This is a genomic window from Kineococcus gynurae, from assembly GCF_042433995.1.
Lineage (GTDB): Bacteria > Actinomycetota > Actinomycetes > Actinomycetales > Kineococcaceae > Kineococcus > Kineococcus gynurae.
The window spans coordinates 81,145-93,924 of record NZ_JBHLUI010000010.1 but is presented as its reverse complement, the minus strand read 5'-3'; the positions used below and the strand labels follow the sequence as shown (position 1 = coordinate 93,924).

The 12,780-nt window shown below is 74.0% G+C and carries 13 protein-coding genes; 3 read left to right on the top strand and 10 right to left on the bottom strand.

Annotated elements, in window-relative coordinates; translation table 11 throughout:
• Nucleotides 1-19: 19 nt before the first annotated feature.
• Nucleotides 20-1,330: a uracil-xanthine permease family protein gene (locus ACFFKU_RS14095; protein WP_380138882.1), complete on the bottom strand. Its 1,311-nt coding sequence runs from the start codon at nucleotides 1,328-1,330 to the stop codon at nucleotides 20-22.
• Between the two features lie 80 nt (nucleotides 1,331-1,410).
• Between ACFFKU_RS14095 and ACFFKU_RS14090 the strand changes: the two genes are divergently transcribed.
• Nucleotides 1,411-3,045 (top strand): ABC-F family ATP-binding cassette domain-containing protein, encoded by a 1,635-nt coding sequence (locus ACFFKU_RS14090; RefSeq protein ID WP_380138880.1) that lies wholly within the window; start codon nucleotides 1,411-1,413, stop codon nucleotides 3,043-3,045.
• A 211-nt stretch (nucleotides 3,046-3,256) separates the two neighbouring features.
• Nucleotides 3,257-4,480, top strand: coding sequence for an MFS transporter (locus ACFFKU_RS14085; protein ID WP_380138879.1), 1,224 nt, complete (start codon nucleotides 3,257-3,259; stop codon nucleotides 4,478-4,480).
• Nucleotides 4,481-4,498: 18 nt separating this feature from the next.
• On the opposite strand, the gene ACFFKU_RS14080 is transcribed toward ACFFKU_RS14085, so the two are convergent.
• A complete protein-coding gene (locus ACFFKU_RS14080) occupies nucleotides 4,499-4,915 on the bottom strand; it encodes a hypothetical protein (RefSeq protein ID WP_380138878.1) in 417 nt (138 codons plus the stop codon).
• A gap of 242 nt (nucleotides 4,916-5,157) precedes the next feature.
• On the opposite strand from ACFFKU_RS14080, the gene ACFFKU_RS14075 reads away from it, so the two are divergent.
• Nucleotides 5,158-5,580 carry a peptidase inhibitor family I36 protein gene (locus ACFFKU_RS14075; RefSeq protein ID WP_380138876.1) on the top strand — a complete coding sequence of 141 codons (423 nt, stop codon included), beginning with the start codon at nucleotides 5,158-5,160 and terminating at the stop codon, nucleotides 5,578-5,580.
• A gap of 132 nt (nucleotides 5,581-5,712) precedes the next feature.
• Here the strand turns inward: ACFFKU_RS14075 and ACFFKU_RS14070 are convergent, their stop codons facing one another.
• The 8 genes from ACFFKU_RS14070 to ACFFKU_RS14035 all read right to left on the bottom strand — a co-directional run bounded on the left by ACFFKU_RS14070 (nucleotide 5,713) and on the right by ACFFKU_RS14035 (nucleotide 12,743).
• Nucleotides 5,713-7,521: a S9 family peptidase gene (locus ACFFKU_RS14070; protein WP_380138874.1), complete on the bottom strand. Its 1,809-nt coding sequence runs from the start codon at nucleotides 7,519-7,521 to the stop codon at nucleotides 5,713-5,715.
• On the bottom strand, nucleotides 7,518-8,552 hold the full coding sequence (locus tag ACFFKU_RS14065; protein WP_380138873.1) for a hemolysin family protein: 1,035 nt from the start codon (nucleotides 8,550-8,552) through the stop codon (nucleotides 7,518-7,520). The genes ACFFKU_RS14070 and ACFFKU_RS14065 overlap by 4 nt, the downstream gene beginning before the upstream one ends.
• Nucleotides 8,549-9,967 carry a hemolysin family protein gene (locus tag ACFFKU_RS14060; RefSeq protein ID WP_380138872.1) on the bottom strand — a complete coding sequence of 473 codons (1,419 nt, stop codon included), beginning with the start codon at nucleotides 9,965-9,967 and terminating at the stop codon, nucleotides 8,549-8,551. Before ACFFKU_RS14060 ends, ACFFKU_RS14065 begins: the two co-directional genes overlap by 4 nt.
• Before the next feature lie 174 nt (nucleotides 9,968-10,141).
• Complete coding sequence (locus ACFFKU_RS14055) at nucleotides 10,142-10,891, bottom strand: YqjF family protein (protein ID WP_380138871.1); 750 nt, start codon at nucleotides 10,889-10,891, stop codon at nucleotides 10,142-10,144.
• Between the two features lie 155 nt (nucleotides 10,892-11,046).
• Nucleotides 11,047-11,628, bottom strand: coding sequence for a hypothetical protein (locus ACFFKU_RS14050; RefSeq protein ID WP_380138869.1), 582 nt, complete (start codon nucleotides 11,626-11,628; stop codon nucleotides 11,047-11,049).
• A complete protein-coding gene (locus tag ACFFKU_RS14045) occupies nucleotides 11,625-12,185 on the bottom strand; it encodes a DUF6286 domain-containing protein (protein WP_380138867.1) in 561 nt (186 codons plus the stop codon). Before ACFFKU_RS14045 ends, ACFFKU_RS14050 begins: the two co-directional genes overlap by 4 nt.
• Nucleotides 12,182-12,571, bottom strand: a complete 390-nt coding sequence (locus tag ACFFKU_RS14040) for an Asp23/Gls24 family envelope stress response protein (RefSeq protein WP_380138865.1) — start codon at nucleotides 12,569-12,571, stop codon at nucleotides 12,182-12,184. Before ACFFKU_RS14040 ends, ACFFKU_RS14045 begins: the two co-directional genes overlap by 4 nt.
• Nucleotides 12,564-12,743: a DUF2273 domain-containing protein gene (locus ACFFKU_RS14035; RefSeq protein ID WP_380138863.1), complete on the bottom strand. Its 180-nt coding sequence runs from the start codon at nucleotides 12,741-12,743 to the stop codon at nucleotides 12,564-12,566. The genes ACFFKU_RS14040 and ACFFKU_RS14035 overlap by 8 nt, the downstream gene beginning before the upstream one ends.
• Nucleotides 12,744-12,780: the final 37 nt, after the last annotated feature.

Here is a 12,780-nt window from a genome sequence, read left to right as displayed (position 1 = left end):
CGGGGGCGCCGGGGGCGGGTCACCCGACGAGGGTGCCGCGACGCCGGCCGACGGCCCGCATCCCGTGGTACAGCGCCAGCGCCGCCGCGGTCCCCAGGGCGATGCCGCCGAACTGGAGGCCGCCGTCGATCGTCCAGGTGTAGTTCGCGATCCCGATGATGAGCGGGACCGCGGCCGTGGTCAGGTTGACCGGGTCGGAGAAGTCGACCCGGTTGGTGATCCAGATGCGGGCGCCCAGCACGCCGATCATCCCGTAGAGCAGGGTTCCCACCCCGCCGATGACGGCCGCGGGGACCGAGCCGACCAGTGCCCCGAAGGCCGGGGAGAACGAGAGCACCAGCGCGGCCGCGGCGGCCACCCAGTAGGCGGCCGTCGAGTAGACGCGGGTGGCGGCCATGACCCCGATGTTCTCGGCGTAGGTGGTCGTCCCCGAACCCCCGCCGGCCCCGGCGAGGGTCGTGGCCAGACCGTCGGCGATGAGCGCCCGGCCGGCGAGCGGGTCCATGTCGCGGCCCGTCATGGCCGCCACCGACTTCACGTGCCCGACGTTCTCCGCGACGAGGACGAGGACCACCGGCAGGAACAGCGCGATGGTGGACGGGTCGAAGCGCGGGGCGCTGAACTCGGGCAGCCCGATCCAGGCGGCCTGGCCGACGGGGTCGAGGTCGACCCCGCCCCGGGCGAGGGCGACGAGGTAGCCGACGACGACCCCGACGAGGATCGAGAGCCGCCCGAGCATTCCCCGGAACAGCACGGTGGTGAGGGCGATCGCGAGCAGGGTGACGACGGCGGTCGTGGGGTCGGCCTGGAACCCGGAGCAGCCGGAGTCGTCGCAGTTCCCCCAGGCGGCGGGGGCCAGGTTCAGCCCGATGAGCGCGACGATCGTGCCGGTGACGACCGGGGGCATGAGCGCGTCGATCCAGCGGGCCCCGGCGACGTGGACGACGAACCCGACGACCGCCAGCAGGATGCCGGTGAGCAGGATCCCGCCCCCGGCCGAACCGGCGGCGCTGGCGGTGATCGGGGCGATGAACGCGAACGAGGAACCCAGGTAGCTGGGCAGGCGGTTCCGGGTGATCAGCAGGAACAGCGCGGTCCCGATCGCGGAGAAGAACAGGGTCGTCGCGACGGGGAACCCGGTGATGATGGGGACGAGGATCGTCGAGCCGAACATCGCGACGACGTGCTGCAGGCCGATCCCGATCGTGCGGGGCCAGGCCAGCCGCTCCTCGGGGGCCACGACGGCGCCGGGCGGGATGGTCCGTCCGTCCCCGTGCAGGGTCCAGCCGCTGGTCCGCTGGTGGTTCGTCGGGGCATCCGGTGCGCTCACGGGGGTGAGTATGCCGACTCCCCGGTCGGTGGCCGGGTAATCCGGGTGATCGACCCGCGCGGCCGCGGGACACTGGGGGCGTGAGTGCCACGCTGGTCGCCAAGGACCTCTCCGCCGCCCACGGTCCCCGGACCCTGTTCAGCGGGCTCGACCTCGTCGTCGCCCCGGGCGACGTCGTCGGGTTGGTGGGCGTGAACGGGGCGGGCAAGTCGACGCTGCTGCGCTTGCTGGCCGGCCTCGGCCATGCCGAGACGGGGTCGGTGACCCTGAACCCGCCGAGCGCGACCGTCGGCTACCTGCCCCAGGAACCGGAACGGCGCGCCGGGGAGACCGTCGCCGACTTCCTCGCCCGTCGGACGGGGGTCGCTGCGGCGCAGGCGGAGATGGACGCCGCGGCCGACGCCCTCGCCACGGGGGCGACCGGCGCCGACGACCTCTACGCCGACGCCCTCGACCGCTGGCTCGCCCTCGGCGGCGCCGACCTCGAGGAGCGCCGTGCCGACGTGCTCGCCGATCTCGGCCTGGCCGTCGACGTCGGGCTGGAGATGCCGGCCCTCTCCGGTGGGCAGGCGGCCCGGGTCGGGTTGGCCGCGCTCCTGCTGTCGCGCTACGACGTGTTCCTCCTCGACGAACCGACCAACGACCTCGACCTGGACGGCCTGGAACGGTTGGAACGGTTCGTGTCCGACCTGCGGGCCGGGACGGTCCTGGTGAGCCATGACCGCGAGTTCCTGGCCCGCACGGTCGACCGCGTGGTGGAGCTCGACCTGGCCCAGCAGGTCGTCCGGGTCGTCGGCGGCGGGTACGAGGAGTTCCTGGCCGAGCGCGACGTCCAGCGTCGGCACGCCCGCGAGCGCTACGAGGAGTTCGCCGACACCCGCTCGGGCCTGGAGGCCCGGGCCCGCATGCAGCGCAGCTGGATGGACAAGGGCGTCCGCAACGCGGTCCGCAAGGGCGATCCGGACAAGCACATCCGGGCCCGGCACCGCGAGAGCAGCGAGAAGCAGGCGGCCAAGGCCCGCCAGACCGAGAAGGCGATCGAACGCCTCGAGGTCGTCGAGGAACCCCGCAAGGAGTGGGTGCTGCAGATGTCGATCGCCGCGGCCCCCCGGTCCGGGTCGGTCGTGGCCACGCTGAACGGTGCGGTCGTCCGGCGGGGGGCGTTCACCCTCGGACCGGTCGACCTGCAGATCGACGCCCGCGACCGGATCGCGGTCACCGGGGCGAACGGCAGCGGCAAGACGACGCTGCTGCAGCTCCTCCTCGGCCGGCTGCAGCCCGACGAGGGCAGGGTCAGCACGGGTTCCGGGGTGGTCGTCGGGGAGGTGGACCAGGCCCGCGGGCTGTTCCTCGGGGAGGTCGCGCTGCAGGACGCGTTCGCGGCCCAGGTCCCCGACCAGGCGACGGCCGAGGTCCGCACGCTGCTGGCGAAGTTCGGGCTCGGGGCCCAGCACGTCGGCCGCCCGGCCTCCACGCTCTCCCCCGGGGAACGGACCCGGGCGGCGCTGGCCCTGCTGCAGGCGCGCGGGGTCAACCTGCTGGTCCTGGACGAACCGACGAACCATCTCGACCTGCCCGCCATCGAGCAGCTGGAGCAGGCACTGGCGAGCTACGAGGGGACGTTGTTGCTGGTGAGCCACGACCGACGGCTCCTGGAGGCCGTGGCGGTGGACCGGCGCTTCGTGGTCGACGGCGGGCGCGTCCGCGAGGACTGACCCCCCGCGGTCCGGAGCCGGCGGCGGTGAGGGATCCGTGAGGTGATTCCGACACGCGCGGGAGGGGTTGTCGCACAACGGCTCCGGTGATCGCGACGCCCCGAGGTGGAACATCCCCGGGGGCTGGGGGCGATGATGGTGGTGCACGACATCGCGACGGGGCAGTGCTCGGGCAGTCCTACCCACCACCGTCGCGGAAAGAGCTGTCGCTGTGCCCCTCGCCATCCTGGCCCTGGCCGTCGGAGCGTTCGCCATCGGGACGACGGAGTTCGTCGCCATGGGTCTGCTCCCCGAGATGTCGACCGACCTCGGGGTGTCCATCCCGACCGGTGGGCACCTGATCTCCGCCTACGCCCTCGGCGTCGTGGTCGGCGCCCCGACCCTGACCGCCCTCACGCACCGCATGCGCCGCAAGCAGGTCCTGATGGGGCTGATGGGCATCTTCGTCCTCGGGCACCTCGCGACAGCCCTGGCCCCGACCTTCGAGCTGCTGGTCGCGGCCCGGTTCTTCACCGGCCTGGCCCACGGCGCGTTCTTCGGTGCCTCGGCGGTCGTCGCCCGCGCCCTGGCCGCCCCGGAGAAGCGGGGGCGCGCACTGGCCCTGGTCTTCACCGGGCTCACGGTCGCCACCATCGTCGGGGTCCCGCTCGGCACCTGGGTCGGGCAGGCGTTCGGGTGGCGCGTGACGTTCGCCGTCGTCGGGGTGACGGGGGCGGTCACCATCGCCGCGATCCTGGCCCTGGTCCCCGAGGTCGAGACCCGCACCGGCAGCCTCCGGTCGGAGTTCGCCGCGTTCCGCCGCGCCCAGGTGTGGCTGGTCCTCGCCATCACCGTCATCGGCTTCGCCGGCACGTTCGCCGTCCTCAGCTACGTCTCGCCGCTGCTGACCGAGGTCGCCGGGTACCCGACGTCGGCGGTGTCCTGGATCCTCGTGCTGTTCGGTCTCGGCGCGACGGCGGGCAACCTGCTCGGCGGGCGGCTCGCCGACTGGTCCCCGCAGCGCACGCTGCTGCTCGGGGCGAGCACGCAGATGCTGGTCTTCACCCTGCTGTTCCTCACCGCGGCGAACCCCGTCGCGGCGGCGGTCGGGGTCTTCGCGTTCGCGTTCGCCGGGTTCTCGATGTCCGCCTCGATCCAGACCCGCGGGATCGTCGCCGCCGGTGGTGGCGCCGGGCTGGTGTCGGCCTCGATGCAGGCCTCGTTCAACCTCGGCAACGCGCTGGGCGCCGCCGCGGGTGGCGTCGTCATCGACCTCGGCCTGGGCTACGCCTCCCCCGCCGCGGTGGCCGCCGTCCTGGCCCTCCTCGGCCTCGGGATCATGGCGTGGTCCGGTCGCCTCGACCGCCTCGGCCGCGCCCCCGTCGACCCCGCCGCCGTCGTCATCCCCGCCCAGCGCCGCCGCACCGCGGCCGGTGCGCCCGCCCCGACCCGCTGACCTCCCCGGCGGGCGGGGTCACCGTCCGACCACGACCCATGCGCCGGCGAGGGTCGTCAGCGCGCCCACCAGCCGCACCCGGTCGGCGCGGACGAGGCGGCGCAGCAGCTCCGGCCGCGGCCCCTCCCGCCCCAGCCGGGTGTGGGTCGGGGCGGCCGACAGGGCCGTCGTCGCCCCGGTGACGACGCTGCCCGCCGCCGCCACCCACAGCGGGAACGTCATCGCGCCCCCGACAAGGACACAGACCCAGGCCCCCAGGAGCGCTCCGTAGACGACGGCGACCAGTGGAGCGATGCGCCGCGAGTGGGCCGCGTGCACCCGCGCCCACGACGCCGGCGGCGTGGCGACCAGGGCCGGGTAGACGAGCAGGGTGATGGTCGCCTGGAACCCCGCGTGCACCCCGGCCGCGGTCAGCAGGGCCTGCGGCGCGTCCATGCGAGGAGTGTGGCCGAAAGGATCGGCACAGGCCGGTCCCGCCGCGACGGAGGTCCGACTACGCAGATCTGCGTAGCTCCCCGAGCGAGTGGTCGACCGTCCCGTAGAACGGTCCTCATGAGGCGTCGGCCCGACGCCCGGACCAGGGAGGTCTCATGAACCGCACATCGGCAATCCCCGCAGGGCTTCGACGTCGAGCGGCACGGCTCACCGTCGGGGCTGCCCTGTCCCTGGGCGCCCTGGTGCTGCCCGTCGGCGCCGCGCAGGCGGCACCCGCCCAGAGCTGCACGCTGAACCTCAGCACGGGATCCCTCCGCTGCGGTTCCAGCCTGTCCGGTGCTGCGACGACGCAGACGTCGGCGGCGGCGACGTACCTCCTGGGCAAGTTCTACGCCGATCTGAACTACGGGGGCGCCGTCCTGACCGTGACGCAGAACGCCCCGTGCGACACGAACGCCGACACGGACTTCACCCTGGTGTCGATGCCGTCGGGCTGGAACGACAAGATCAGCTCGTTCCGGACCTACAGCGACTGCACCGCCCGTCTGTTCGAGAACGCGAACTTCAACCGAGACCGTGCCGGCGCCTCCTTCGGACCGGGGAGGTTCGTCGGTTACGTCGGCAGCGCGATGAACGACAGGACCAGTTCGATCGCCTTCTACTGAGGCCACGGAGACGCCTGACCACCCCCTCGCCCCCCGTGATCAAGGAATTCGCCACCAAGGATTCCTTGATCACGGTGGCGGGTGGGCGGCGGGTGGGGACGTGGGGGGCGGGGTCTGTGGTCCGGCGGCAGGTCAGTCGGTGGTTCCGGCGCCCAGGTGGCGGCGGACGAACTCCAGCTCGGTGCGCATCTGGGCGACCCGCTCGTCGTCCAGCAACGACCCGTGCCCGGCGTCGTAGCGGTACACCTGGTGCGGCAGACCGCGTTCCTCGAGCCGGGCCACGTAGTTCTCGATCTGCCGGATCGGGCAGCGGGGGTCGTTCTCGCCGGCCAGGATCAGCACGGGGACGCGGACGGCGTCGACGTAGGTCAGCGGGGAGGCGTCGCGGTACTTCTCCGGGACCTCCTCGGGAGACCCGCCGAACAGCGAGCGGTCGAAGGCCTTGAGACCCTCCATCTCGTCCTCGTAGGCGGCGACGTAGTCGGCGACCGGCACCCCGGCCAGCCCCAGCGCCCAGCGGTCGGGCTGGATCCCGAGGCCGAGCAGGGTGCAGAAGCCGCCCCAGGAGGCCCCGCCCAGGATGAGGCGGGCGGGGTCGGCGATCCCGTCGGCGACGAGGCGGTCGACGACGGCGGCGACGTCGGCGAGCTCGACGTGGCCGATGCGTTCCTCGATGGCGTCGCGCCAGGCCGAGCCGTACCCGGTCGAGCCGCGGTAGTTGACCTGCACGTGGGCGAACCCCTCGTCGACCCAGGTGGCCGGGTAGGCCCCGAACGAATCGGTGTCGTGGTGGGTCGGGCCGCCGTGGACCTCCACCACGAGCGGCAGCGGTCCGTCCGCCCCGTCGGGGAGGCGCAGCAGACCGTGGACCCGACCCCCCGGGCCCTCGGCCCACACGTCGTGCACCGGGACGGAACCGGGGGCGCGGTGCCCCGGCGCGGTGAGCAGGACCGACCCGTCGAGGCGGCGCACCGCCGAGGGTTCCGCGGCCGAGGACCAGGAGAACCAGACGTCGCCGTCGGGCCGCGCGCTCGCGGTGCCGACGCTGCCCGTGGTCGGGCCGACGAGCGTCGTCGTGCCCGCCGCCAGGTCGTGCCGGTAGAGCCGGGTCCGCGCCTCGTGGTCGAGCAGGACGAGGAGGGCACCGGCGTCGGTGGTCCAGTCGGCGCCGGCGACCTCGCCGGGGGCGTCCAGGGCGATGGGCGTCTCCGACCCGTCGGTCACGTCGAGGACGAGCAGTTCGGCGCGGCCGGAGCGTTCGTGCTCCACGAGCAGCCGGGGATCCCCGGGCCGGGGGGCGAAGGCCACGGGGGCCACCCCCTTGCCGGGCCCGTCGGCCAGCTCGACGACGGTCGAACCGTCGGTGGTGCGGACGACGCGCAGGTCGGGGTGACGGGAGTCGCCGTGCTCGGAGTGCGAGAGCGCGACCCACTCCTCGTCCAGGGAGAGGTCGGCGACCCAGGCGTCCTCGCGGTGCTCGTAGAGGGTGCGCGCCTGCCCGCCCTCGACGACCACGACCCGGGTGCCGTAGCCGTCGTCGTTGAGCCCGACGACGGCCCGACCGCTGCGCCCGAGCGCGAGCCCGGCGGAGTAGGCGGCGGGCAGGTCGACCGGGTCGGTGACGGACTCCCCCGGCGCCGCCCCGAAGGGCTGCCGGCGCCAGCGTCCGTGCTCGTCGCCCGCGGTGTCGTCGAACCACCAGATGCCGTCCCCCGACGGCTCGACGACAGCGCCCGAGGTCCCCTCGGGCCGGGCCGTCAACTGCCGCAGCTCACCGGCCGCCACGTCGTAGGAGTGCACCTCCAGCGCCCCGGACGCGGTGGCCACGACCGCGCACCGGTCGGGGGCGTCCAGCGCCCACTGCGGGACGCCGACGCGCCCCGCCCGGAAACGGAGTTCCCAGGTCGGGGCGGCGGCGGGGTCGGGCGACGGGTTGCTCACCCGCTGATGGTGCCACGCACCTCGCCGACGAGTTCCTCGAGCACGTCCTCGAGGGCGACGATGCCGATCTCGCGGTCGCCGTCGAAGACCCGGGCCAGGTGCGCCCCGGAACGCTGCATGCGTTCCAGCACCGTCTTGATGGCGTCGTCGGCGGAGACCCGGGCCAGCGGCCGCACGTAGCGGCGCGGGACCGGCGCGTGGCGAGCGGCCTCGTCGGCGGTCAGCACGTCCTTGACGTGGACGTACCCGCGGAAACCCCCCTGGCTGGAGCGCACCGGGAAGCGGGAGAACCCGGTCCGGCGGGCCACGTCCTCGACGTCGGCCACGACCGCGTCGGCGGGCAGCGCCGCGATCTGCTCGGTGGGGATCAGCACGGCACCGGCCTTGCGGTCGGCGAACGTGAGGGCGCCCAGCGCGAGCAGCTCCTCCCCCTTCTCCAGCAACCCTTCCCGGCGCGACTCGGCGACCAGCCCGGACACCTCGTCGCGCGTGAAGGCCGACGTCACCTCGTCCTTGGGTTCGACCCCCACGGCCTTGAGGACGTGGTTGGCGATCCAGTTCATCGTCCCGATGACCGGGTAGAGGATCTTGGCCACCAGCACCAGCAACGGGGTCAGCAGCAGGGCGACCCGGTCCGGACCCGCGAGGGCGATGTTCTTCGGGACCATCTCGCCGAGCACGACGTGCAGGAACACGACGAAGGCCATGGCGATGACGAACGCGACCGGGTGCAGGAGTTCCTCGGGGACGCCGAGGGCCGCGAACGGTTTCTCCAGCTGGTGGGCCACGGCCGGTTCTCCGATGGCCCCGAGCCCCAACGAGCAGAGCGTGATGCCCAGCTGGGCGCAGGCCATCATCAGGGAGACGTTCTCCATGGCCCGCAGCGTGGTGCGCGCGGAGCGCCGGCCCTCCAGGGCTCGGCGTTCCACGACGGTGCGTCGCACCGAGATCAGCGAGAACTCGGCCCCGACGAAGAAGGCGTTGCCGATGAGCAGCAGCACCGCGATACCGATGGCCAGACCGTCGCTCATCGTCGTCCCTCCTCGATCGTCTCGTCGTCCTCGTGGTGCTCCGGCGGGCTGGTCGCCTCCGGGCGGGCGGCCTCGGCCGCGGTGTCGCCGTCCAGACCGAAGTCCAGGACCTCGGCGTGCAGCTGGTCGACCCGCAACCCGTCGAGCGCGGTGACCCGCAACCGGACGCGGGCGCGCTCGGCGAAGCCGGCCGCGACCTCCACCTCGTCACCGACCTGCGGCAACCGGTTGAGGTGCAACCCGAGCAACCCGGCGACGGTCTCGTACTCGTCGTCCTCGGGCAGGTCGACCCCGAGCAGCGCGGACGCCTCGTCGGGACGGAGCAGGCCGGACAGGACCCAACCACCGTCGGGGTGCTCCCGGCCGGGCGGGCGTTCGGCGTCGTGCTCGTCGACGACCTCGCCGACGATCTCCTCGATCAGGTCCTCCAGGGTCACCAGACCCGAGACGCCGCCGAACTCGTCGACGACGAGCGCCATCTGCAGCGGCGTGGCCTTCAGTTCGTCGAGCAGGGTGTCCAGTTCCATCGTCTCGGGCACCAGCAGGGCGCGGTGCGCCACCGAGGCGAGCGGGACGCCCGCGCGCTCGGCGGGTTCGACGTCGAGGACCTGACGGGCGTGCACGACGCCCACGACGTCGTCGGGGCCGCTGTCGACGACCGGGAACCGGGAGCGCCCCGACGCGTGGACGGCCTCGAGCAGTTCGACGAGGGAGTCCTGCGCGGTGAGGGAGTGCAACCGGACCCGGGGCGTCATGACGTCCTCGGCCCGGCGCGAGCCGAAGACGAGCGAACGCTGGACCAGGACGGCGGTCTCCTCGGGCAGGGTTCCCTGCTCGGCGGAGCGGGCGACGAGCGACGTCAGCTCCTCCGCGGACCGCGCGGACGCGAGCTCCTCCTGGGGTTCGATGCCCATGCGGCGCAGCAGCCAGTTGGCCGAACCGTTGAGGAAACGCAGGGCCGGCCCGGTGGCGGTGGTGAAACCGCGCATGAACGCCTGCACGGCGCGACCGGTCTCCAGCGGTCGGGCGATGGCCAGGTTCTTCGGGACCAGTTCACCGAAGACCATCGTGATCCCCGTGGAGAGGGCGAAGGCCACCGCGTAGGACACGCCGGTCGCCGCGGCGCCGGGAACCCCGGCGTCGGTGAGCACGGGACGCAGCAGCCGTCCGATCGCGGGTTCGGCCAGGAACCCGATGGCCAGGTTGGTGATGGTGATGCCGAGCTGGGCCCCGGACAACTGGGTCGAGAGGGTCTTGAGCCCCTTCTCGACCCCCTTGGCCTTCTTGTCGCCGGTGGCGACGGCCCGCTCGACGGTGGGACGGTCGACGGTGAGGAAGGCGAACTCGGCGGCGACGAAGCCACCGCAGGCGGCCACGAGGAGCAACCCGACGACGATCGCGAGGATCTCGGTCATGCCGCGCCCCCGTCGTCATCGAGGCGGGGGCGCCAGGTACTCGGAGGTTGATCGGCAGGGCGGTCGTCGCGCACGGCGGCGGCGGTCCTCTCTCGGTCGGTCGGGCGTCGGCGGTGAACGGGTCAACGGGCCGGTCGCCCTGAGAGTTCCCTGTCCCCCAGCCTTCCCCAGACGTCACAGCGGGACCGGCAGGGCGAACCGGGTGCTCACCCGGACGCTGAACAGGACCGAGTCGGGGGCGCGGGTGGCGAGCCCGTCAAAACCCCCCGCGGCCAGCAGCCCGTCGTCGAACCGGGTGAGCTCGGCCTCGCGCAGCCGCCACTCCTCGTGCTCGTTGGCGATCCACCAGGTCCGTCCGAGGTGGCGCACGTGCAGCCCGAACCGGGCGGTGCAGAAGCGGGCCACGTCGGCGTCGGCCCCGCGGGGGGCGCGCCGCTGCACGCGGACGCCGATCCGGCTGCGCGCCCCCGCAGGGGTGCGGCAGCGCCAGAGCAGTTCGCGTCGTCCCTCGTGCCAGCGCTCGTGCCGGTCCATGGCGGAGAAGCGGTAGGGCAGGTTGAAGGCGAGCCGGGCGCCGAGGACGACGGCGAGGCGGTCGGCGTCGAGGGACACGAACACGACCCCGCGCCGGCCCCGGGCGTCGCGGGAGTACAGCCGGACGTTGGTCTCCAGGAAGGTGCCGAGCCACGGCACCGCGGGCAGGCGGCCGGGCGCGGCGCCACGCAGCGTGAACGGGATGAGCCCGACGTAGGTCACCCCGTCGAGGACGTCCGGCTCCACCCCGGGCGGCAGGTGCGGGGCGACGACGGCGGGGTCCACCGCCCAGTGCAGGAAGGCGAGGTCGTCCCAGTGCTGGTGCATCATGACCGGCCCCCGCAGGTCCACGGCGCTGGCCGGGGGCAACCGGTCGAACGGAATCGGCACGGGTGGGCCTCCTCGGCGGGTCGCAGCGGGGGGTGTGGCCGGTGGACCGACGCGATGACCGCGACCGGCCCGGGAACGGCGCACGCCGGGCACCGATTCTGCTCACGGTGCCCGGCGCACGGTCCGGGGAGGGGGCGGACCCCAGGCAGGACGGGTCAGTGCACCCGGCTTCCCGATCGGCCGCGGCGGGCCACGGTGATCTGGACGCGGGCCCGGGCGTCGGGACGCCCGAGGACACGGGCCAGGTCGGCCACGACCGCGTCGGAGGCGGAGACCACCGCGTCGAGATCGGCGTCGGGTTCGGTGACCACGGTCAGCTCGACGACCAGCTGGTTGCGGTCGCGGATGGTCCGACCGCGCGCGCTGCGCACGCCCGGCGCGTCGGCGAGGACGTCCGCCGCCGCCGAGGCCGGGGCGTCGGCGTCGACCATGAGGCGGCCGGCCCGGTCCGACCCCGGCAGGGACAGGTCACCGGCCCCGCGACGCGGCACGTGGGCGAGCAGCCACCACAGGGCGAGCAGGGCCAGGACGACCCCCGCACCCCCCGCGGCCCAGGGCCACCAGGACGCCCCGACGACGTCGCCCGCGGTCTGCAGGCGGAGCTCGTCGGGCATCGCGGGCCACACCTGCTTGAGGTAGCCGAGGGGCCAGGCCGCGACCGCGACCCCCACGACGACGAGGACCAGGCCCGCGAGCAGGGCGAGGAACCGGTCGAGACCGACGACACCGCGGCTCATCGCTGTCCTCCCGACGTGCTGACCCGCACCGAGACCCTCGGCGGGGGGTTGACGACGCCCACGGCGGCGGTGACGGCCCGGCGGACCTCGTCGTCGACGGGTCCGGTGGCCTGCACCGAGACGGTGACCTTGCTGCGCGAGGCCGACGTCGAGGCGGAGAGCACCCCGTCGACGTCGCGCGCGGCGCCGGAGGCGAGCCGGGCCAGGTCGGAGGTGTGCAGGAAGGTGTTGGTCGCCGAGCGCAGCGGCAGCGTGCGCCGCGAGCGGGGCCGCAGGGCGGTGACGACGAGCCACAGCCCGATCAGGACCACGACGACCCCGACCGCGACCAGCCAGGTCTCGGCCGCGAACCCCCGGGCCCCGTCGACGGCGGCGGGCAGGATCGCCGATCCGCCGATCGCACCGCCCGCGACGAGGGCGTCGCGGACGAGCAGCACCCCGACGGCGAGCAGCAGCAGGGCGAGGACCGGTCCGACGACCCCGATGGGGCCGCTGCCGGTGGGGGCGGGGGCCGGGGCGAGGCCGGCGCCGTGCCGGGCGGAACTGGGAGAGCTCACTGGACCCGACTCCTCTCCGGGACGCCGCGGCGCACGATCTTGGCAACGCGGACGGTGATGGTGTCGGCCTGCAGTGCGGCCAACGAGGCGAGACGTTCGCGCACGTGGTCGCGCAGCTCGGCCGCGACCTCGGCGCTGGCCGCGGGCCAGTAGAGGGCCACCTCGACCCGCACCTGGACGCGCGAACCGGCGACGTCGCACTCGACGCGCGGGTAGTCGCGGCCGAGCGCGGAACCGACGGTGCCCACGGTGTCGTTGGGGCGGGCCACGCCGCGGACCTCGCGGGCGGCCGCCTCGACGATGCGCTTGACGGCGCGGTCGCCGACGTTCAGCGACCCCCGCTCGGCGGCCGGGGCCAGGACGGCCGTCGCGGCCTGGTCAGCCACGGCTGTTGCCCGGGACCAGGTTGCGCAGGTCGATGCGGCCCTCGAGGTGGGCGCCGACGGCGTAACCGACGGCTCCCAGCAGGAGGCCCAGGACGAGCCAGCCGAACCCGCCGATGGCGGCGATGACGGTGAGGAGCAGACCGACGAACAGGCCGGCCAACGAGGTGGACATGCGGTCCTCCGGGAGATCGAGGGGCTCGCCGGGGTCG

Coding starts and splice junctions, on each gene's coding strand:
- ACFFKU_RS14080 (WP_380138878.1), bottom strand. CDS start 4,915: ATGGACGCGCCGCAGGCCCTGCTGACCGCGGCCGGGGTGCACGCGGGG.
- ACFFKU_RS14065 (WP_380138873.1), bottom strand. CDS start 8,552: ATGAGCGACGGTCTGGCCATCGGTATCGCGGTGCTGCTGCTCATCGGC.
- ACFFKU_RS14060 (WP_380138872.1), bottom strand. CDS start 9,967: ATGACCGAGATCCTCGCGATCGTCGTCGGGTTGCTCCTCGTGGCCGCC.
- ACFFKU_RS14050 (WP_380138869.1), bottom strand. CDS start 11,628: ATGAGCCGCGGTGTCGTCGGTCTCGACCGGTTCCTCGCCCTGCTCGCG.
- ACFFKU_RS14035 (WP_380138863.1), bottom strand. CDS start 12,743: ATGTCCACCTCGTTGGCCGGCCTGTTCGTCGGTCTGCTCCTCACCGTC.